Genomic DNA, 19784 nt, shown 5'->3' with positions numbered 1-19784 from the left:
AAGTAATTGTTATTCTTATCCATTTGTCGCTAAAGAAACCTCTGAAAAGCCGGCTTGCTTTACAGCTGCCAAAACAGACATCACGATACCATAATCCAGTGTTTTATCGGCACTTATCAAAACCGTTGCTTTTTTATCGAGTGTTTTTGCATATAAAAAGAAATTGTCGGTAAAAGCATTGAGTAAAAAGTTCTTTTTATTGACTTGAATATTTCCTTCTGAATCAACAGTTATATGTATCGGCGGAATTTTTGAGAGCTGTTGCGTCGTGGAACCCTGTGGCAGTTTGATGTTTTCTTCAAAAATGATATTTGGAGCTATAACCATCAGAACCACAAGTAAAACCAACATAACATCTACCAGAGGAGTGATGTTTAGTTCTGGTTTTTCTTCCCAATCATACATTTTTATGCCTTGCGAGCTAGAATTGCATCACTTTGCATTTGAAGATGAGAAGTAAGTTCAAACGATTTTCTTTTTAGGATTTGATGATATGTGTATGCAAATGTCGCTACAAAAATACCCGAAGCAGTTGCTATCAGTGCATCACTTACACCTGCTGCGATTATAGACATACTGCCACTGCTTCCGCTACCTATATGCGCAAAAGTATCCAAGATAGAAACCACCGTACCAAAGAGTCCTATAAAAGGAGATGTAGAAGCAAAAACAGAAAGAACAGCAAGCCCTTTTGTCGCCTCTTTTGTAGCAGCGAGCATTGCAAGTGCTAAAACTTCTTTTGAAACAATATTACTGCTTTTTATAAAATTATTTAAAAAAGAGTTTTCGCTAACAGTTCTGGCTCCAAGTAAAAGTGCTTCTAACGATTCACTTTCAATTTTAAGCCAGCTGTTAAGAGAAAAATAGCGGTAAAAGAACACCCAGTTGAGTATTATGAAGTATATTGACAAGAGAATCAATACACCTATAGTGACCGGGTGGCTTTTTAGATAGAAATCGATTAAATTATTAATCATATATTATATTAATCTTTGAGCTGCTGACTCTATTTTAGCCGAAACAGAAGCGATAGCAGAACTTGAGTCTGCAACATCGTTGATGAGTTTTTTCGCATCTTCAAGAGCTTTTGCAATTTCAGTCTCAGTTGCGCCACGGATAGCTGCGGCACCTTCAACTAAAATAACAACTTTATCTTCACTAACTTGAGCAACACCCCAGTCAATAACAATAGACTCGACTGATTTATCTTCTTTTTCGACATCCACTACACCAGCTTCCAACAAAGTTGTCAATGAAGCATGTCCTGCAAGAACGCCGAACTCTCCCTCTTTACCAGGAAGAACAACACTAACGACTTCATCATTAAAGATTTCGCCGTTTGGTGTCAGGATTTCAAGTTTAAACTTATCCATTACAGTCCTTTACTAAGCATAGAGCTTATTTGTTTTTCTCGTGTTTAGCAATAGCCTCGTCCATATTACCAACCATATAGAATGAATTTTCAGACATATGATCGTATTCACCATCAAGAATACCTTTAAATCCTTTGATAGTATCTTCAAGAGAAACATATTTACCAGGAGCCCCTGTAAATACTTCTGCAACGAAGAATGGTTGAGAAAGGAATTTCTCAATTTTACGAGCACGCTCAACAACATTTTTATCATCTTCAGAAAGCTCGTCCATACCAAGAATCGCAATAATATCTTGAAGATCTTTATATTTTTGAAGTGTTTGTTGCACACCACGAGCTACATTATAATGCTCTTCACCCAAAATTTGTGGATCAAGGAGTCTTGAAGTTGAATCGAGTGGATCAACCGCAGGATAGATACCTTTTTCCGCAATTTTACGGTTAAGAACTGTCGTTGCATCCAAGTGAGCAAAAACAGAAGCCGGAGCCGGGTCAGTCAAGTCATCTGCAGGTACGTAAACCGCTTGAACAGATGTAATTGAACCATTTTTAGTTGATGTAATACGATCTTGTAATGCACCCATTTCACGAGCAAGTGTCGGTTGGTAACCAACAGCTGAAGGGATACGTCCAAGAAGTGCTGACATCTCTGAACCAGACTGCGCAAAACGGAAGATATTATCGATGAACATAAGTACATCGAGTTTCTTCTCATCACGGAAGTACTCAGCCATAGTAAGACCAGTAAGAGCGATACGGTTACGTGCTCCAGGAGGCTCACTCATCTGACCGTAGCACAGTGCAACTTTGTCAAGTACGTTCGATTCTTTCATTTCGTAGTAAAGGTCATTTCCTTCACGAGTTCTTTCACCAACACCGGCGAATACAGAAAGACCGTCATGTCCATGTGCAACATTGTGAATAAGTTCCATAATGATAACTGTTTTACCAACACCGGCACCACCGAATAGTCCAACTTTACCACCTTTTGCATATGGTGCAAGAAGGTCAACAACTTTGATACCAGTCTCAAACATCTCTGTTGTAGTTGACTGATCAACAAGTGGTGGCGGAGCACGGTGAATAGACCAAGTATCAGAATCTGTAACTTGCTCTCCACCATCAATAGTTTCACCAATAACATTAAAGATACGACCAAGTACTTTTTCCCCAACAGGAACTTTGATAGGTGCACCAGTAGCTGTTGCATCCATACCACGTACAAGACCTTCACTCATATCCATCGCAATCGTTCTAACACGACCGTCACCTAAGTGAGCAGCAACTTCTAAAACCAAACGATGTTCACTACCATCCAAATTAACTTTAACTTCAATAGCTTCGTTAATTACTGGAAGATAACCATCGAAATCAACATCAACAACAGGACCCATTACCTGGCTAATTTTTCCAATCATATTTTTCTCCATTATTTCATACTCTCCACACCACTAATAATTTCAATTAATTCTGTAGTAATAGCAGCTTGACGTGCTTTATTAAATTCAACATTTAAGTTTTTCACCATCTCTTTAGCATTGTTCGTTGCTGTATCCATTGCCTGCATACGCGCAGAATGTTCAGCAGCAACTGAATCAATCAAAGAGTAGTATATATTGTAATTAATATATTTTTCCACTAAAGACTCAAGCATTTTCTCTTCATCTTCAGCCTCAATCTCTAACATTGATTTTGACTGTACATCAGCACAATCAAAAGTTTCTGTATCAATAGGTAAAACTGTATTGACATGTAACTCTTGTGTTATCATGTTTTTATACCCGTTATATACAATATGTAGAGCATCAATTTTCCCATCTCTATAATCTGAGAGGGAAGTTGCGATAAAATCATCAGCTTTTTCTTTATCGGGTTTAGAACTTAGTCCAACTACAGTGTCAAGCATCTCTACTTCATTGTAGTTAAAGTATTCTATACCTTTTTTACCGATACCACGTAAACGCACTTTTACATTTTTTTCTTTGTACTCTTTTAAAAGTTTGTTAACTGCTTTAATAGTTTGAATATTAAAACCGCCACACAGACCTTTATCTGCAGTCACGAAAACAATGTCAACCATTTTTGGATTTTCAATCGCTTCAAATACACGATTTTTTAATCCGCCAACAGTACTACATTTTATGCGTCCAGCTATTTCGGCAATTACCTGATTCATTTTTTCGGCATAAAGACGAGAACGTTTTGCAAGTTCCTCTGCACGACGAAGTTTTGCAGTTGAAACAAGTTTCATAGCACGCGTCGTCTTTTGAGTGTTACTTACACTTTTTATCTGTCTCTGAATATCTTTCAAGTTTGCCATAAAATATCCCTTAGTTAGCTACAAAGCTAGCTTTAAACTCTTCAAGTGCTTTCATTAATAATGCTTTTGTATCATCATCGACTTTCTTACTGCTTCTGATATTCTCAAAGATTTGAGGATAAGAAGCTTCGATGAATGGATAAAGCTCTGCTTCGAAACGTGTAACATTTGCCGGATCGAAATCATCTAAGAAACCTTCGTTACCTGCAAATATGATAGCAACTTGTTTCTCAGCTGAAAGTGGTGAATATGGAGGCTGTTTAAGAACCTCTACCATTCTTTGACCACGCTCAAGTTGTTTACGAGAAACTTCATCAAGATCAGATGCGAACTGAGCAAATGCTTGAAGTTCACGATACTGTGCAAGATCAAGTCTTAAAGTACCAGCAACTTGCTTAGTAGCTTTAATTTGAGCAGCACCACCAACACGAGATACAGAAAGACCAACGTTGATCGCCGGACGTACACCTGAGTTGAAAAGGTCAGTCTCTAGGAAGATTTGACCATCTGTAATAGAAATAACATTTGTTGGTACGTATGCCGCAACATCTCCCGCTTGTGTTTCAATGATAGGAAGTGCAGTTAAAGAACCAGCTCCCTTTTCATCAGAAAGTTTTGCAGCACGCTCAAGAAGTCTTGAGTGAATGTAGAAAACATCCCCTGGATATGCTTCACGGCCCGGAGGACGACGAAGAATAAGAGACATTTCACGGTAAGCAACTGCATGTTTAGAAAGATCATCGTAAACGATAAGACCATGACGTGCATTGTCACGGAAGTACTCACCCATTGTAACACCAGTGTACGGTGCTAAGAATTGAAGTGCTGCAGCTTCAGAAGCAGTTGCAGAAACGATAATAGTGTTCTCCATTGCACCATGTTCTTCTAAACGACGAACAACCTGTGCAATAGTAGACTCTTTTTGACCAACTGCAACATAGATAGATACAACACCGTTGCCTTTTTGATTGATGATTGAATCGAGTGCTACTGTTGTTTTACCAGTTTGTCTGTCACCAATAATAAGCTCACGCTGACCACGACCGATTGGAACAAGAGCATCAATTGCTTTAATACCAGTTGCTAAAGGTTCATGTACAGATTTTCTATCCATAATACCAGGAGCTTTTTCTTCTACAAAACGAACTTCTGTAGTTTCAATTGGACCTTTACCGTCAATTGGTTCACCAAGTGCATTGACAACACGACCAAGAAGAGCATCACCTACAGGAACTTTTAAAAGTGTTCCAAGACGTTTAACGCTCATACCCTCACGAAGTTCAGTTCCAGAACCAAGAATAACAACACCTACGCTGCTCTCCTCAAGGTTCATTACTAAACCTTTTGTCCCCTCTTCGAACTCTACCATTTCTCCTGCCATAACATTGCTAAGTCCGTAAACCTGTGCAACGCCGTCAGCATAAGAAACAATCTTACCTGTTTCATTGATATCAACACTTAGTTCAAAGTTGTCGATACGCTCTTTAATTATTGAGCTGATCTCATCAGCTTGAATTTTTGCTACCACTATTGTTCTCCTCTCTTGAAGTTAAATTGCTTTAATTATATGATCTATAATTTGACTATCGATTCTATCTTTAGAGAAATTAATCTCAATACCTAAACCTTCTACTTCCACTTTGATTCCGTTAAAATCATTTTTTACAAAAGTAAAAGATATAGTAGAATCAAATTTCTTACTTAAACCCTTACCAAGTTCATCTATAACTTTTGTGTCTATGTCACTGTCGCTATAAATCAGACCTTCATAAGTTTTTGTCGTATTTGCTATATCTTTTTTCAATTCCTTAGCCATAGCAGGAATAATATTGATTCGTCTGTTTTCTACCAACAGTTTAATGAGATTATTCACTTTATCTGAATTGGCAGGTTTTACTGCTTCTAGTAAAATTGCTGACTTATCTTCGGCTTTCACTTCAGGATTTGCAATAATACTGACAAATTTATCATCTTTAAAAGATGCTGCCAGAGCATCGAACACAGATGAAATATTTTGAACTGTTTGTGTATCAAATTCACTTTTGAGTGCTTTGATATATCTTTTTGCTATCAGCTCTTCCATCTACGCCACCTTCTTTAAAATAACATTTGCCATAGCTTCTCTATCGAAGATTTCAGAACTTTGATCCAATGTTTGTGCAACAATAGTTTCGACTACATCACGCACCATATTCTTTTGTTCAAATTCTTTTTTAGACGCATGCTGTTTTACCATAGCTTCTAATTCAGCATCACACTGAGTCATGATACTGTCGTTCAGAATCTTATTCTCTTTTTTAGAACTTACAGCCAATTCTTCAGCAAACTTTTCCGCTTCAGAGATTTTAGCAAGTGCCTCTTTTTTAAGAGCTATAGATTCATCGAGTTTTTCTTGAACTTTTTTCAATTCATCAGCGATTCCCTGACTTCTGCCTGAAAAATAGTTCTTTACCGGTTCTGCTACCAGATACCAAATAAGCCCAGCAAAAAGCAAGAAGTTAACAGTTCTTTGAACAATGTCCGTTCCTGCATGCTCAGCTTCAGATGCAAATGCAACAGTTGATATCATAAGTATTAATACTAAAATTCTACTCACACCACATCCTTATATCTGACTCATCTTAGCTTTTAAAGCTTCTTTAAACATTGGAACTTGACCCATCAGCTCATTAGTCAACTCTTCTTTAGATTTTGCAAGTGACTGCTCAAACTCTAAATATTCCTGTGCAAGCTCAGCACGTTTTGCTTCTAACTTACTGTCTGCCAATTCCTTAGCATCCGCGATAACTTTTTCTCTTAGGGCCGCAGCTTCTAGTTTAGCATTCATAATTATTGATTCAGCTTTTTCGTGAAGCTCGTTGATTTCAGCATCATTATTACCGACTTTATCAAGGTCTTTTTTAATGTCTTCATCACGTTTTTTCATAAAACTAATCAGTGGATTATAAAGCCAACTATTTAGAACGGCTATAAGCGAAACAAATACAACAAATGTAGCCAAGAGTAGTATTGGATTTATATCTAACATAGCACCTCCTAAAAGTTGCGAGATTATACTATGATTAAATTGAAAGGATAGTTAAATGGGAGTAAAAAAATGAAATTTTTGTCATCAACCCTGCAGGTGTGACAAAAATTCCTCTGTCTCTTCTTGAGAATCGAATTCTAATATCAGTCTGTTTTTTGAACTTTTTACATAAAAACCAAGATCATTCAGTTTCTCTTTAAGCTTTGAAAAATCAAGTACTGCTTCATTATTTTCTTTTGAACTTTCTGCTTTGTCTTCTTTTTTCATGTTTTTTATCATTGATTCAACATCACGAACACTCAATTTTTGACCAATGATAGAATTTACCATCAACTGCTGTTCTTTATCATCAAGACCGACTAAAACACGGGCATGACCCGCTGTTATTTTCTTTTCAACGAGTGCTTTTTGTGTCTTAGATGAGAGTTGTAAAAGACGAAGTGTATTAGTAATGTGCGCACGGCTTTTATGAATCATAGTAGCAAGTTCTTCATGTGTTATATCATGAAGTTTGATCAGCTCATGGTATGCCTCTGCAAGTTCGACCGAGTTAAGCTCTTCTCTTTGAATATTTTCAATAAGTGCGAACTGTCGCATCTTCTGTTCATCGGAATTGAGAACAATCGCACGAATCTCTTTAAGTTTTGCAAGCTTCGATGCACGAAATCTTCGCTCACCAGCTATAAGTACATAACCGTCAATATCTTCAGTTACAACTACAGGTTGCAGCAGTCCATCGTTCTTAATTGATTCGGCAAGTTCTGCCAATGCTGTTTCATCAAAAGATTTTCTAGGCTGAAAAGGATTCGGGCGGATATCTTTTAATGAAATCGCAATAACAGCATCACGCTGTGTTCCTTCATTTTCATATGCTTCGTCAATTTCACCTAAAAGTGCATCTAATCCACGTCCAAGTTTCTGTGTCTTCATTATTTTATAATCGCCTGTGCTAGATTTTGATATGCAATTGATCCTGCTGATTTTACATCATAAAGAATTGCCGGTTTTCCAAAAGACGGAGACTCGGCAAGTTTTACATTTCTAGGGACTACAATGTATCTGTCTTTATCGTCTGTAAAAAGCTTGCCCTTAAAATGCTGTCTGAGATCTGCAAATACCTGTTTTGAAAGATTATTCTGTGCAGAGAACATCGTAGGAATAAAACCTTTGATGGTCAGCTTTGGATTGATCGATTTTCTTACAAGTTTTACTGTATTTAAAAGCTGTGCTAAACCTTCAAGTGCAAAAAACTCACACTGTATAGGAATGATTACAGAGTTTGAAGCCGAGAGCGCATTGATAGTCATCGGTCCAAGCGCCGGTGGGGAGTCAATAATAATATAGTCATAATCTTTTTTTACATTGGCTATGGCTTTTTTGAGAACAAGCTCACGTCCCTTTGCTTTATCTGCATCATAGTACTCTTTTTCAATTCCTACAAGACCGATATTTGAAGGTGCAAGGTGCAGTGTCGGCAAGTCTGATTTTAGAATGATGTCTTTAAGCTTCTTCGTACCAATGAGCACATGATAGATATTGAACTCATAATCGTTTCTGTGAAATCCAAGTGATGTAGTTGCATTTGCCTGTGGATCTGAGTCGATAAGCAATACTTTTTTCTCAGCAACGGCAAGAGAAGCTGCCAAGTTTACAGCCGTTGTTGTTTTACCAACACCGCCTTTTTGATTTGCTATTACAATTACTTCGCTCATCTTAGACTATATATCCTCTCACCGTTTATATTCAAACTGCCATCGTCATACAACTCAGCATCACCCAAAGAAACCTTAACACCGTTACTATGTGTGAAAAAATTTTGGTTTCTGTAAAATTCTAACTTATATTTGCTAAAAACTTGCTTCCATAAAACTTTTTTTTCGATATTTTTGAAATAATTTTTTATCAATACTTTTTTATCTATTTCTACATCAAGTTTAGTAAAACCGTCCGGGGCATCTGCAATATTCAATCCAACACCGCATACTAAGTTCTTATCAACTATATTTGTTATCATACCACCGACTTTTTTATCATCCAAGTAAAAATCATTCGGCCATTTTATCCAGACTTTTGAACTAAAAGAAGCAAGTGCCTCTTTTAAGAGGAAAGCAAAATAGATAGATGCCGATTCAATTTTCAAATCATCCGGCAGATTTTCAAGAGGCAGTGCAAAAGAGAGAAACAAATTTCCTTTTTGAGATTTCCAACTGTTGTCTCTGCTGCCAATGCCATTGGTCTGCAGCTCTGCTGAGACTGCTATGGGTGCATGAAATTTTTTATTTTGGAGTTGTTCTTTGAGATAGGTCTGTGTTGAATCAATCCTGTCAAGACATATGATCTGCAACACTCAGCCTTTTCCCGTTAATATAGGCAAGGACATCCATCTCTTTTTTTGACTCCGGCTGCACTCGAAAGATACGAATACTCCCTTTTGCACAGCCGACAACGATACTCTCTTTATCGATTGCGAGAATTTCTCCTGGAGTATTTTGAGACTCCTTCTCTTGCAGTTCTATTTTTTTAAGTTTGAGTTTTGTTTTCAAGTAAATACCAGGCCACGGCGTAAATGCTCTATATTTATTAAAAAGGGTCTGTGCATCATCAAAAGCAATAAGTCCGTCTGCCTTCGTTATTTTTTTGCAGTGTGTTGCGTGAGTATCATCTTGAGGTATCAGCTTATACACCTCAAAATTTTTGATAATATCGAGTGTAAGATCGGCTGCAACCTCTGTAAGGCTTTCAAAAAGTTCTTCAAGCATCATTGCATCAGGTACAGTAATTTTTTCTATCTTGATGATATCACCTGTATCGAGCCCCTCTTCCATCAGTATCGCTGTAACACCTGTCTCTTTGTCACCATTTAAAAGTGTCTGTTGAATCGGTGAAGCTCCACGATATTGAGGTAAAATCGATGCATGAAGATTAATACATGGTGCATGATCCAAAATTGCACGAGGAAGAATCTGTCCATAGGCTGCAACAATGATGTAGTCACACGCTATCTGCACTAATTCATTAACAACGCTTTCCTCACGAAGTTTCTCCGGCTGATAAACCGTGATGTTATGTTCAAGCGCTGTTGTTTTCACAGGCGGCGGAGTAAGGATCTTTTTACGTCCGACCGGTTTATCCGGCTGCGTATAGACTGCTTTTACATTTATATCAGAATCTGCAATGAGTTTTTTGAGAATCACATCAGCATAATCCGGCGTTCCCATAAAAATAACATCTATCATTATCTATCTGCCTTTGTAAAGAGTGTCCCGCCTTTATGCACACCATCAAGCATAAAAGATCTGACATCGCTAAGATCAAATCCACTTGCAAGAAATGTATCTCTGTTATCTTCTAAAAGATAAGCTGCAGCTTTTAGTTTTGTAACTATGCCGCCGGTTGCAAAGACATTGTTTGGTGTCACTTCCTGTGTAAGCATCTCTTTATCTATAGAGTGGACAACTTTTAAAACATGTGCACCACTGTTCTTACGCGGATCAGCATCATAAAAAGCATCAATATCTGAAAGTATGATGAGCATATCGGCATCGGTATGTTTTGTAATGTAAGCTGAGAGTTGATCATTATCGCCGACTTCAAGTTCATCCGTTGCTGTTGCATCATTCTCATTGACTATTGGAATCACACCATTTTCAATGAGCGTCTCAACCGTATTTCGTACTCTTTGAATATCATCTGCTTTATTGAGATTTGCTGCTGTTACAAGTACCTGTGCCGTAATAATGTTGTGCTTTTCAAATTTTTTGGCATATCTCTCCATCAAAACAGGCTGACCTATAGCAGCAAGAGCCTGTTTGTTTGCAATCACTGTTCTGTCAAGCTTGAGTTTTGTATATCCGCCTGCTACTGCTCCAGATGAAACGAGAATAACTTCATACTTATCTCTTAACTCTGTCAAGAAATTGACAAGAGACTGCATACGTCTAAGTGCTATCTCTCCATCTTGTGTTAAGACAGCTGAACCGACCTTGACTACAACACGTTTCATTGAAATTATTTCCTGTCAGACTGGACTAGATTAAAGAGTGCATATTTCAATGCTTCAATGTTTTTACTCGTTGCAGAAGATATAGGTGCGATAAAGTATGGTTTTTCTCTCTCAAACCCAAGTGTTTCATCTGCACTCTCTTGAATAAAATATGGTAGTTCACTGTCAAAATCATAGTCACTATGTTTACTTGGAGAGAGACCCAGCATCTCAATAAAACCAGAAACGAGCTCTTTAACATCTTCCGGCGGAACGATATCGGCACGAGTCAATGCTATAGCGTACTTGGAAGTGCCAAGCTTATCAGAGAATGATGCCACTTCATCTTTAAGCGTATCTATCTGCTCTTTTAAATCACGATACGATGCTAGGTCTATCATAAACAAGAGTGTCTTCGTTCGCTCAATATGGCGTAAGAATTTAATCCCAAGACCTTTACCTTCGTGTGCTCCCCCGATTATTCCGGGAATATCCGCCATTACAAATGACTCATAATCCCCAATATTAACCTGACCAAGTTTTGGTGTGAGCGTTGTAAACTCATAATTTGCAATTTCAGGGCGGGCATTGGAAACTGTTGAGATAAGTGTTGATTTTCCAACATTTGGAAAACCGACCAAACCTACATCTGCAATAAGCTTCAAATCAAGTTTGATTTGTCGTGTTTCACCCTTTTCCCCGGGTTGTGCATACGTAGGTCTTTGATTTGTAGGTGACTTAAAGTGTGTATTTCCAAGTCCGCCTTTACCACCTTCTAAGAACTTGACCTCTTGCCCGTGTTCAAGCATATCAAGAAGAACTTCACCACTCTCACTATCGACTATCTGTGTTCCCGGTGGAACGACAATCACTTTCTTTGCACCAGATTTTCCGGTACAGTTTGAGCCTTCGCCGGGACGACCGTTGTCTGCTTTTATATGCATTTTTCTTTGGAAGTGAGAAAGTGTGTGCGTGTTGTTGTCACATTTAAACCAGATATCTCCGCCTTTACCACCGTCACCACCATTTGGACCACCATTGAGTACAAATTTTTCACGACGAAATGCCACACACCCTTGTCCACCTTTTCCTGATGAGACCGTTAATTCGACACTATCTGTAAACATTGTGTAATCCTTTTTTTAACTCTGTATTGAAATACTTAATAAAAGACTATTATAAAGCAAATTATTAAATATTTTAAGTTCTGTATTTTAATTGTTGGAAATAATTTCCGAAGTGTAAGAAAAAAAATGTTCGAGCCGAAGCTCAAACAGATGTAGAATTATGCAGCGGGGATAATTGAAACTTGTTGACGTTTTTTGTCTTTTCTTTCAAAAGCAACAACACCGTCAACCAAAGCAAAAATTGTATGATCTTTTCCCATACCTACATTTTTACCTGGGTGAACTTTTGTTCCACGTTGACGAATAATGATGTTACCAGCTACTACAGCCTCTCCACCAAATTTCTTTACACCAAGTCTTCTACCAGCTGAATCACGATTATTCTGTGTACTACCCTGACCTTTCTTATGTGCCATCTTGAATCTCCTCTAAGTTAGTTTAGCTTATGCAGCTATTTTCGTGATGCGAACACGAGTATGATCTCTTCTGAAACCACGTTTTACTTTACTATCTTTACGACGACGTTTTTTGAAAATAGTAACTTTCTTGTCACGTCCTTCGCTGATAACTTCAGCCGTTACAACAGCGCCATCAACATATGGAGCTCCCATTTTAAGCTCACCAGCATTTACAGCTAGAACTTCTTTGATTTCGATAGTAGCTTCTGGGTCAAGAGAAAGCTTGTCTAATGAAAGAACATCACCCTCTTGAACTTTATACTGCTTACCACCGTTTTTAATAATTGCGTACATCTATGGTCCTTAAATATTTTTAGGTTGTATTTCTACAAAAAGTGCGGAATTATATCTAACCAAGCTTTAAGTTATGTTTAATTCTCGCAAATAGCTCTAATTTAGTAGGAATAATCGTTAAGTAATGCAACCGCATCAATCTCAACAAGTGCATTTTTAGGAAGTGTTTTTACCGCTACGGTTGAACGTGCCGGTTTATGATCTCCAAATGCTTTTTCATACACTTCGTTAACAGTACCAAATGAGTCCATATCTGCTAGAAAAATCGTTGTTTTTACAACATTTTCCATAGAACTACCTGCTTCTTCCAAAACAGCTTTCAGATTTTCCAAGACTCTTACTGCCTGTACTCCTACATCCTCACGCAGCAGTTCATCGCTACCTTGTGGAGTCAGCGCGATCTGACCTGATGTATATACCATGCCGTTAACGACTGCTGCTTGTGAGTATGGACCTATTGCCGACGGGGCTTTTTCTGTTTGAACAAATTTCACTGTTTTTTCTCCTTTTGATTCATTTCATATTTTTCTTCTGCATTATCCATAAATGCCATAAAAGTATCTACTTTTCTATAACCTAAAGAATTATAAAGTATATTTCCTTTTGCGTCCGTAAAATAATGTCTTGGTATCGGCGCTGTTTTAAATTGTTTAGGCACAAAATTCAATTCACGAATAAAATGTACGGTTACAAATTCTTTTTTGAGCCTTTTTTTAACCCCTTCATCCTGTAAAGTAGTTCTCTCAAATTTTTTACACCATCCACAATCAACAGATGTTACAAGCACATAAACAAGTTTATGCTCTTTTTTTGCCTGCTGCAGCGCTTTATCATAGTCATCGCTCCAACCCAGTTCATCGCCAAACAATGTTGCAGCTAAGAACATCACCAATAGTATATATTTCATCTTTTACTCCCAAATCGCGATCAAAGATGTAAACACCCTATACAGATCTTCAACCTCTTTTTTCGTTGTGCGTTCGTTCACAGAGTGGATAGTATCGTTTTTAACACCGAATTCAATAACATCGACGCCAAAAGCGGAAATAAAACGGGCATCACTTGTCCCGCCTGCCGTAGAGTGTTTTGGTTGCACTCCCGTTACATGTTCTATGGCTTTGTCTATCATCCGTACAAGTTTCGTACTTTCATCTGTTTTAAAAGGATACGAACCTTGCGTGAGGCGCAGATCGTAATCCAAACCATCCATCTGTTTCGCTACAAACATTCTAACTTCTTTCTGTGTAGTTTTTGTGTTGTTACGAACATTGAACATCATCTTGAGTTCATTTGGCGTTACATTGGTCACCTGCATACCTGAACGTATATCGGTCACGACAAACTTCGAAGGAGCGAAATGCTCATCACCATCATCCAGATCAACACCCGCCATATTTGCAAGTGGTTTTGCTATAAGATGAATCGGGTTAATCGCTTTTTCAGGATAGGCAGCATGTCCCTGCTTTCCTTTGAGCGTGAGATAGCCGTTTATACTACCGCGACGCCCTACTTTGATGGCATCTCCAAAAACTTCTTCACAGGTCGGTTCAGCAACTACGCAGACATCAGGCAGCATCTCTTTTTCTTTGAGATATTCCAATACTTTGATAGTTCCGTCTGTCGCTTCGCCCTCTTCATCAGATGTAAGCAGCAGCGAAAGTGTGCCTTTGAAATTCTCTGCATCTTTAACGGCTTGAACAAAAGCGGCAACACCGCTCTTCATATCCTGTGTTCCACGACCGTAAATACAGCCGTCTTTTTCAACCGCTTCGTATGGAGGTGTATCCCATCCCTCACCGGCAGGAACAACATCAACATGCCCTGCAAAACAGAGATGTTCCCCATCACCAAACGTTTTATAGATAAAAAGATTTTTAACTCCGTTCGAATCTACACGAACAGCTTGAAATCCCTCAAGATACTCAGTGATAAAATCCAAAAGTCCCCCATCATCAGGTGTTTCACTCTTGGTTGAGATAAGTTTTTTAAACAGCTCTATGACGTTCACTATTTACTTCCGGGGTTTTCATAAAAAACATATGGCGTTGAAAAGTTACTTACTTCAAAATAGAGCTTTTTCTCGCCGTCATCTCTTTTATAGTTGAAATTTGTATCGAGATAGCCATAACCATATCTATAATTTCGTGATTCTGTTCCGTTGGTCGCTGTAGCTGTCGTCAATTTATCAATACCGATAAACCGCTGCACCAACTTTCCACCCATATAGATATCAAGCACGCCATTTGTACCCGTCCAGTTTTGTATACTACGTCCGATCTTATTTTGTGTTTCCTGTGTGCAGGCACTGAATGTCAGTGCAATCGCAATAAATGCTAATAATAGTGTTTTTCTCATTATGCTTCCCCATATTTTAATTTTTTCAAAGCGGCTTCTTCATCTTCTTGACGCATTAATGATTCACCGACCAAGAAAGCATCTACTCCTGCTTTTGAGAGATCTTCAAGCTGTCCATGTTCATAAATGCCGCTCTCAGCGACAATAATCTTTCCGTTTGGAATCAGTGGAATAAGCTTATAGGAGAGTTCCATATCCATCTCGAATGTCTGCAGATTTCTATGGTTTATGCCAATGATATCCGCACCAGCATAGATAGCTTTTACAAGATCGGCTTTGTCATGCACCTCAACAAGTACTTCAAGACCTAAATGCCGTGCATAGTTAAGCAAGTCTTTGAGATCTTTTTTTGAAAGCGCCGCGGCGATCAATAAAATAAAATCCGCACCAAAAACCAGTGCTTCAAGCACCTGATACTTTGAAATGATGAAATCTTTGCGAAGCAGTGGGATACTGACATAGCGGCGTATTCCGGCAAGATATTCAAGATCACCCTGAAAGAAATGAGGTTCCGTTAGAACAGAAATAGCACTTGCACCGCCACGCTCATATGCCTGTGCAATGGCCAAAGGATCAAAATCTTCACGGATCACACCTTTAGAGGGAGAAGCCTTCTTAACTTCTGAAATGATTCTGTACGGATCTTCATCTGTTGCTTTAAGGTACGGGATAACATCACGGGGCTGACGTGCATTAAAAGCCAAAGAACGTCCCAGCCAGTCAAGAGAGAACTCCTTTTCTCGTTTTACTAAATCTTCTTTTGTCTTTTTTATAATATCATCTAAAATCATTTTTTCTTTTTTACCCTTTTGTTATGTTTTTTAATGCATTTATTTATTTTTGCAAGATGCTCACGCACTTCCGGTACATCGCCACCTTCAAGTTTCATGACTCGCAGCATTATTTTTTTTGCTTTTTGACAACGGCCTAGTTTATAGTATCCCCACGCAAGAGAATCAAGATAATAGGCTGAATTTGGTTGTTTCTTTAAAACCTCACGAATATATTTCATCCCTTTTTTCACATTGACATTATGATCAATGAGAATATAACCGAGGTAGTTCATATAGAGTGTATCTTTATCTTTCTTTACCACATTTTCAAGATTGGCAATAACATTGTAAAGAGCTTTTTTCGGCACTTTGCCCTTATAGCTCTCATACTTATAAATAGCGCTCTGCCCAAGATAGGCTATATCTGAATTTTCTTTATAGAGTTTAAATGCCAATTTACTCGCTTTGGCATAATTTTTCCCTGAAACATAGAGTTGCAGTAACAGCTCATCATCGATGTGATTCTCTTCTAAAAAATCGATGAGCTTGACATACTCTCTTTTATACGAGTATATCTGGATAATCTTCTGCGCTATTGTCTCACTCTTATTTTTTGCATAGAGTCTTTTATAGACAGACAACAGTCCGTCAATATTGTTTTCATGACTGTAAAAACTGGCAAGACGCGTGCATATTAAGTCTGAACAGCCGTGTATCCTTGCGTGAGACTCAAGTTCTGCTATTGCCTCTTTTTTACGATTGAGATTGACGTAAAGAATGACAGCCATTTTATCGAGTATCTCTTCATTATACTCTTTCATGTAAGCGCCTTCTAGGTACTTCAGTGCTAAATCATAATCTTTACTTTTTGTATAAACATCACTTACAAGCAGATAATCTTCCGGTTTATGGGTAAAACGTGCCAGATCAATAGAAACTTTTTTCGCTTCTTGAAGTCTGTTTGATTCAAGCAGTGCAATGATCTTCAGACGTACAAGCTTCGGATCTTCCAAAGAGCCTTCAATAATAGCATCAACACTTTTAACAACATCATCATACTCTTTTAGAACTATCTTGTCCTGCAGATAACGGTAAAGATACTCTTTTTTTGAAGACTTCTCATACAGTTGATAAAAAAGCTTTGTTGCGGCTTTATAATCGCCTACCTGCTCCGCACGCAATGCAAAGACAATATAGGTGTCTTCTGCTGCAAATGCTTTTTCATTAGGCTTTATCTCTTTATGAGAACAGGCAGAGAACAACAGTAGTGCGGTAAATATTAAAATTTTAATCATCAATTATTCCTGGACACTCGTCTTTGAGTTCATCAACATGTGTTTTAAAATAGTCCCAAAAAGGAAAGGTTTTACACTGATTTGGTCGTGCCATATATATTTTACATCCATTAGATTCTCTGTCATAAAAAACACATTCGTAAGAGTCGTCTATCTTTTTTTCTTTGAGAGAATATTTGTATCCCTTTTTAAAGAGGTATTTTACTCCAAAATCATTAACATCCATATCCAAAAGCTCAGCAATGGCAAATATCTCGGCTTTGGTTACATAAATGTAGCCGCTCTCTCCCGTGCAGCATCTGCCTTCACACGTCGAGCAGGCATCGGAATTAAAAGCATACGGATAACCCTCTTTTTTTATAATTGACATTTTACACTCTCTGTTTTTGCATTTTTATATATATCTTCTACCTCTTGCGTGAGCTTATCACCGTCAAAATGAATCAGTGGCGGATGCACTTTGAGCATCGACTTTGAGCCGTTTCTTGCATGAATGAGTACCAGTGAAGCTGTTCTGTCTATCTTTGGATGAACGAACCGGACATCCACGACACGCATTTTTACACGTTCAAGAGCCGCACAGACAATGCCGAACTGCGTCGCATCATAACAAAATATAAAATGCGAGTGCGGTTTTAAAAGCTGTGAAACCTTTTTAAAAAAATCATCCATCGGCAAAGAGCTGTTATAGCGTGCATGTGTCAGCATCGTATCTTTACTCTTTTGTACCCCATCAGGATAAAAAGGCGGATTTGAAATGATGTAATCATACTTTTGATTGCTCTCACGCAGCGCAAGGAAATCATCTTCATACAGTTTATAGCCAATCTCATTTTCAACAGCATTCTTTTTGGCATATTCAGCCAAAACATTCTGTTTTTCCACAGCTTCGAGTTCAACCTTTTCATTATCTCTTGCCACAAGCAGGCCGACAACACCGCAACCTGCACCGACATCAAGCACGCTGCCTTTTGGATGAAATCTGTTTATAAAATCATAAAGAAAGATAGAATCACTGTTGTAACAGTATCCTGATTCCGGCTGATAAAGAATCACGCAAAGCCTTTTTTAGTATAATATCGCAATTATATCCTAAAGGCTTTAAATGATAATTATTCCCGCGCGTTTGGCTTCGACAAGATTTCCCCAAAAAGTTTTGGCAGATATAGGCGGTCTGCCTATGGTCGTTCGTACAGCAAAAAGAGTTTCCCATCTTGACGACGTTGTTGTAGCTGCCGATGATGAAAAGATCATAGAAGTATGCCAGGCACATGGAATCAAAGCGATGCTCACATCCACAACGCATAAAAGCGGAACAGACAGAATTCATGAGTGTGCCACTATCTTAGATCTGCCCGATGACGAACTTGTCATTAATGTGCAGGCTGATGAGCCTTTTATAGAGCCTGATGTTGTCGAATCTTTGATGCAAAAATTAAAAAACCTGCAAAAGGATGGTGAGCCTTTCATTATGGGAAGCTGTTACAACTCCATCAATGCCGAAGCGGCAAAAGACCCAAACCTTGTAAAAGTAGTTCTCGATGTTCAAAGCAATGCCATCTACTTCTCACGTGCCAAAATCCCGCATAATCAAAGTGGAGAAGCCGTCTACTTCGGTCATATCGGCATCTATGGTTTTTCTAAAAAAAGTCTCAAAGAGTTTTGCAGTTTAAACGATGCACCCATAGAAGACATTGAAAAACTAGAGCAGCTGCGTGCCATCTATCATCAAAAAAAGATTGCCATGGTAAAAGTAGCAAGTACAGGTTTTGGAATTGACACGCAAGAAGATCTAAAAAGAGCGGTAGAAATTTTTCTCTAAATAAGCAGAAATTTTTGGCATAAAAAAAGGGAAGTATGTTCAAAAGAACACCTTCCCTTTCAAAAACATAAACTATGCAGTTTATTAGATGTTGTCGCGGATACCTAGATCATCTATAAGTTTAGCATACGCATCTTTGTTCGTTCTTTTGAAATATTTCATCAAACGACGACGTTGTCCAACTAATTTAAGAAGTCCAAGACGAGAAGCGTGATCTTTTTTGAAAACTTTTAAGTGTTCAGTTAACTCTGTAATTCTCTCAGTTAATAATGCAATTTGAACTTCACTAGAACCAGTGTCGTTTTCATTACGTCCGTATTTTGCGATAATCTCTTGTTTTTTCGCCGAATCTAAAGCCATAATAGCCTCCTGAATGGTATATAAATTTACTGCTTTTGCACAACACAAAAGAAGTTGAAGCGGGATTATAGCAAAGATATTCTTTAAAAGCAATTACACACTCTATAAGGATTGGTATAACTTTTTTAGCTATAATAACTTTCAAATACACAATTATAAAGATTTAAACAATGTTAATAACACGTGCAAGTGAATATGCCATCCTCTCTCTTATAGTTTTATCAAAAGCAAAAGACCCACTTGACAGTGAGACATTGTCCCGGGAACTTTTCATCTCCAAAAGTTTTTTAGCTAAAATCCTTCAGTCTTTGGCAAAAGCAGATATTTTAAAATCATACAAAGGTGTCAACGGAGGTTTTGTTCTCAACAAGAAACCTACCGATATCAATATGCTCTCGGTCATGACAAGTGTCGAAGGAAAAGCACCTGCAGTTTTTGAATGCTCACCTTCAGTACACGACTGTCCGTCAAACAGAGCTGAGATATGTTCCATCTGTCCTTTTTTAAACAAACTGCAGGGAAAAATCGATTTTTTTCTCTCAGAGCTAAGTTTAGCTGACATTTTGGAAGATTAAAGAAGTGGTAGAACTCTAAT

General features: G+C 38.1%; 28 protein-coding genes. 2 read left to right on the top strand and 26 right to left on the bottom strand.

What is annotated here, in order from left to right:
• Nucleotides 1-15: 15 nt before the first annotated feature.
• The 25 genes from FM071_RS03250 to FM071_RS03130 all read right to left on the bottom strand — a co-directional run bounded on the left by FM071_RS03250 (nt 16) and on the right by FM071_RS03130 (nt 18063).
• Nucleotides 16-405 carry an ExbD/TolR family protein gene (locus tag FM071_RS03250; RefSeq protein WP_193111594.1) on the bottom strand — a complete coding sequence of 130 codons (390 nt, stop codon included), beginning with the start codon at nt 403-405 and terminating at the stop codon, nt 16-18.
• Nucleotides 406-407: 2 nt separating this feature from the next.
• Entirely contained in the window at nt 408-977 is a 570-nt protein-coding gene (locus tag FM071_RS03245; RefSeq protein ID WP_193111593.1) for a MotA/TolQ/ExbB proton channel family protein, read from the bottom strand.
• A gap of 3 nt (nt 978-980) precedes the next feature.
• Nucleotides 981-1373 carry an ATP synthase F1 subunit epsilon gene (gene atpC / locus FM071_RS03240; protein ID WP_193111592.1) on the bottom strand — a complete coding sequence of 131 codons (393 nt, stop codon included), beginning with the start codon at nt 1371-1373 and terminating at the stop codon, nt 981-983.
• 25 nt (nt 1374-1398) lie between these two features.
• Nucleotides 1399-2793 (bottom strand): F0F1 ATP synthase subunit beta, encoded by a 1395-nt coding sequence (atpD, locus tag FM071_RS03235; protein ID WP_193111591.1) that lies wholly within the window; start codon nt 2791-2793, stop codon nt 1399-1401.
• An 11-nt stretch (nt 2794-2804) separates the two neighbouring features.
• The gene (gene atpG / locus FM071_RS03230; RefSeq protein WP_193111590.1) at nt 2805-3695 is read right to left on the bottom strand and encodes an ATP synthase F1 subunit gamma; all 891 of its coding nucleotides are present in this window, start codon (nt 3693-3695) and stop codon (nt 2805-2807) included.
• 10 nt (nt 3696-3705) lie between these two features.
• Nucleotides 3706-5223, bottom strand: a complete 1518-nt coding sequence (gene atpA, locus FM071_RS03225; RefSeq protein ID WP_193111589.1) for a F0F1 ATP synthase subunit alpha — start codon at nt 5221-5223, stop codon at nt 3706-3708.
• Between the two features lie 21 nt (nt 5224-5244).
• Nucleotides 5245-5778 carry a F0F1 ATP synthase subunit delta gene (locus FM071_RS03220; protein ID WP_193111588.1) on the bottom strand — a complete coding sequence of 178 codons (534 nt, stop codon included), beginning with the start codon at nt 5776-5778 and terminating at the stop codon, nt 5245-5247.
• Nucleotides 5779-6291, bottom strand: coding sequence for a F0F1 ATP synthase subunit B (locus FM071_RS03215; protein ID WP_193111587.1), 513 nt, complete (start codon nt 6289-6291; stop codon nt 5779-5781).
• 9 nt (nt 6292-6300) lie between these two features.
• A complete protein-coding gene (locus FM071_RS03210) occupies nt 6301-6723 on the bottom strand; it encodes a FoF1 ATP synthase subunit B' (RefSeq protein WP_193111586.1) in 423 nt (140 codons plus the stop codon).
• 84 nt (nt 6724-6807) lie between these two features.
• Nucleotides 6808-7653, bottom strand: a complete 846-nt coding sequence (locus tag FM071_RS03205; RefSeq protein ID WP_193111585.1) for a ParB/RepB/Spo0J family partition protein — start codon at nt 7651-7653, stop codon at nt 6808-6810.
• Entirely contained in the window at nt 7653-8435 is a 783-nt protein-coding gene (locus tag FM071_RS03200; protein ID WP_193111584.1) for a ParA family protein, read from the bottom strand. Before FM071_RS03200 ends, FM071_RS03205 begins: the two co-directional genes overlap by 1 nt.
• Nucleotides 8432-9070, bottom strand: a complete 639-nt coding sequence (locus FM071_RS03195; protein WP_226960568.1) for a biotin--[acetyl-CoA-carboxylase] ligase — start codon at nt 9068-9070, stop codon at nt 8432-8434. Before FM071_RS03195 ends, FM071_RS03200 begins: the two co-directional genes overlap by 4 nt.
• Nucleotides 9048-9959 (bottom strand): methionyl-tRNA formyltransferase, encoded by a 912-nt coding sequence (fmt, locus tag FM071_RS03190; protein WP_193111582.1) that lies wholly within the window; start codon nt 9957-9959, stop codon nt 9048-9050. Before fmt ends, FM071_RS03195 begins: the two co-directional genes overlap by 23 nt.
• Nucleotides 9959-10726, bottom strand: coding sequence for a glutamate 5-kinase (proB, locus tag FM071_RS03185; RefSeq protein WP_193111581.1), 768 nt, complete (start codon nt 10724-10726; stop codon nt 9959-9961). Before proB ends, fmt begins: the two co-directional genes overlap by 1 nt.
• 5 nt (nt 10727-10731) lie before the next feature.
• Nucleotides 10732-11832 carry a GTPase ObgE gene (gene obgE / locus FM071_RS03180; protein WP_193111580.1) on the bottom strand — a complete coding sequence of 367 codons (1101 nt, stop codon included), beginning with the start codon at nt 11830-11832 and terminating at the stop codon, nt 10732-10734.
• A 158-nt stretch (nt 11833-11990) separates the two neighbouring features.
• Nucleotides 11991-12248: a 50S ribosomal protein L27 gene (gene rpmA, locus FM071_RS03175; protein ID WP_151899904.1), complete on the bottom strand. Its 258-nt coding sequence runs from the start codon at nt 12246-12248 to the stop codon at nt 11991-11993.
• 27 nt (nt 12249-12275) lie between these two features.
• Entirely contained in the window at nt 12276-12584 is a 309-nt protein-coding gene (gene rplU, locus FM071_RS03170; RefSeq protein ID WP_193111579.1) for a 50S ribosomal protein L21, read from the bottom strand.
• 101 nt (nt 12585-12685) lie between these two features.
• Nucleotides 12686-13078: a RidA family protein gene (locus FM071_RS03165; protein ID WP_193111578.1), complete on the bottom strand. Its 393-nt coding sequence runs from the start codon at nt 13076-13078 to the stop codon at nt 12686-12688.
• Nucleotides 13075-13491 carry a thioredoxin family protein gene (locus FM071_RS03160; protein ID WP_193111577.1) on the bottom strand — a complete coding sequence of 139 codons (417 nt, stop codon included), beginning with the start codon at nt 13489-13491 and terminating at the stop codon, nt 13075-13077. The genes FM071_RS03165 and FM071_RS03160 overlap by 4 nt, the downstream gene beginning before the upstream one ends.
• 3 nt (nt 13492-13494) lie before the next feature.
• On the bottom strand, nt 13495-14592 hold the full coding sequence (dapE, locus tag FM071_RS03155; protein ID WP_193111576.1) for a succinyl-diaminopimelate desuccinylase: 1098 nt from the start codon (nt 14590-14592) through the stop codon (nt 13495-13497).
• On the bottom strand, nt 14592-14939 hold the full coding sequence (locus FM071_RS03150; protein ID WP_193111575.1) for a hypothetical protein: 348 nt from the start codon (nt 14937-14939) through the stop codon (nt 14592-14594). The genes dapE and FM071_RS03150 overlap by 1 nt, the downstream gene beginning before the upstream one ends.
• On the bottom strand, nt 14939-15730 hold the full coding sequence (gene trpC, locus FM071_RS03145; protein ID WP_193111574.1) for an indole-3-glycerol phosphate synthase TrpC: 792 nt from the start codon (nt 15728-15730) through the stop codon (nt 14939-14941). The genes FM071_RS03150 and trpC overlap by 1 nt, the downstream gene beginning before the upstream one ends.
• On the bottom strand, nt 15727-17007 hold the full coding sequence (locus tag FM071_RS03140; RefSeq protein WP_193111573.1) for a tetratricopeptide repeat protein: 1281 nt from the start codon (nt 17005-17007) through the stop codon (nt 15727-15729). The genes trpC and FM071_RS03140 overlap by 4 nt, the downstream gene beginning before the upstream one ends.
• The gene (locus FM071_RS03135; RefSeq protein WP_193111572.1) at nt 17000-17377 is read right to left on the bottom strand and encodes a YkgJ family cysteine cluster protein; all 378 of its coding nucleotides are present in this window, start codon (nt 17375-17377) and stop codon (nt 17000-17002) included. Before FM071_RS03135 ends, FM071_RS03140 begins: the two co-directional genes overlap by 8 nt.
• Nucleotides 17365-18063 (bottom strand): tRNA1(Val) (adenine(37)-N6)-methyltransferase, encoded by a 699-nt coding sequence (locus FM071_RS03130; RefSeq protein WP_193111571.1) that lies wholly within the window; start codon nt 18061-18063, stop codon nt 17365-17367. The genes FM071_RS03135 and FM071_RS03130 overlap by 13 nt, the downstream gene beginning before the upstream one ends.
• A gap of 49 nt (nt 18064-18112) precedes the next feature.
• Between FM071_RS03130 and kdsB the strand changes: the two genes are divergently transcribed.
• Complete coding sequence (gene kdsB / locus FM071_RS03125; RefSeq protein ID WP_193111570.1) at nt 18113-18829, top strand: 3-deoxy-manno-octulosonate cytidylyltransferase; 717 nt, start codon at nt 18113-18115, stop codon at nt 18827-18829.
• A gap of 84 nt (nt 18830-18913) precedes the next feature.
• Here the strand turns inward: kdsB and rpsO are convergent, their stop codons facing one another.
• Nucleotides 18914-19189, bottom strand: coding sequence for a 30S ribosomal protein S15 (gene rpsO / locus FM071_RS03120; protein WP_193111569.1), 276 nt, complete (start codon nt 19187-19189; stop codon nt 18914-18916).
• Between the two features lie 170 nt (nt 19190-19359).
• Between rpsO and FM071_RS03115 the strand changes: the two genes are divergently transcribed.
• Nucleotides 19360-19764, top strand: a complete 405-nt coding sequence (locus FM071_RS03115) for an RrF2 family transcriptional regulator (protein WP_193111568.1) — start codon at nt 19360-19362, stop codon at nt 19762-19764.
• Nucleotides 19765-19784 lie beyond the last annotated feature (20 nt).

The sequence above is a fragment of the Sulfurimonas paralvinellae genome, from assembly GCF_014905135.1.
Classification (GTDB): Bacteria; Campylobacterota; Campylobacteria; order Campylobacterales; family Sulfurimonadaceae; genus Sulfurimonas; species Sulfurimonas paralvinellae.
The sequence above is the reverse complement of the archived record's forward strand: the minus strand, read 5'-3'. Positions and strand labels throughout refer to the sequence as shown.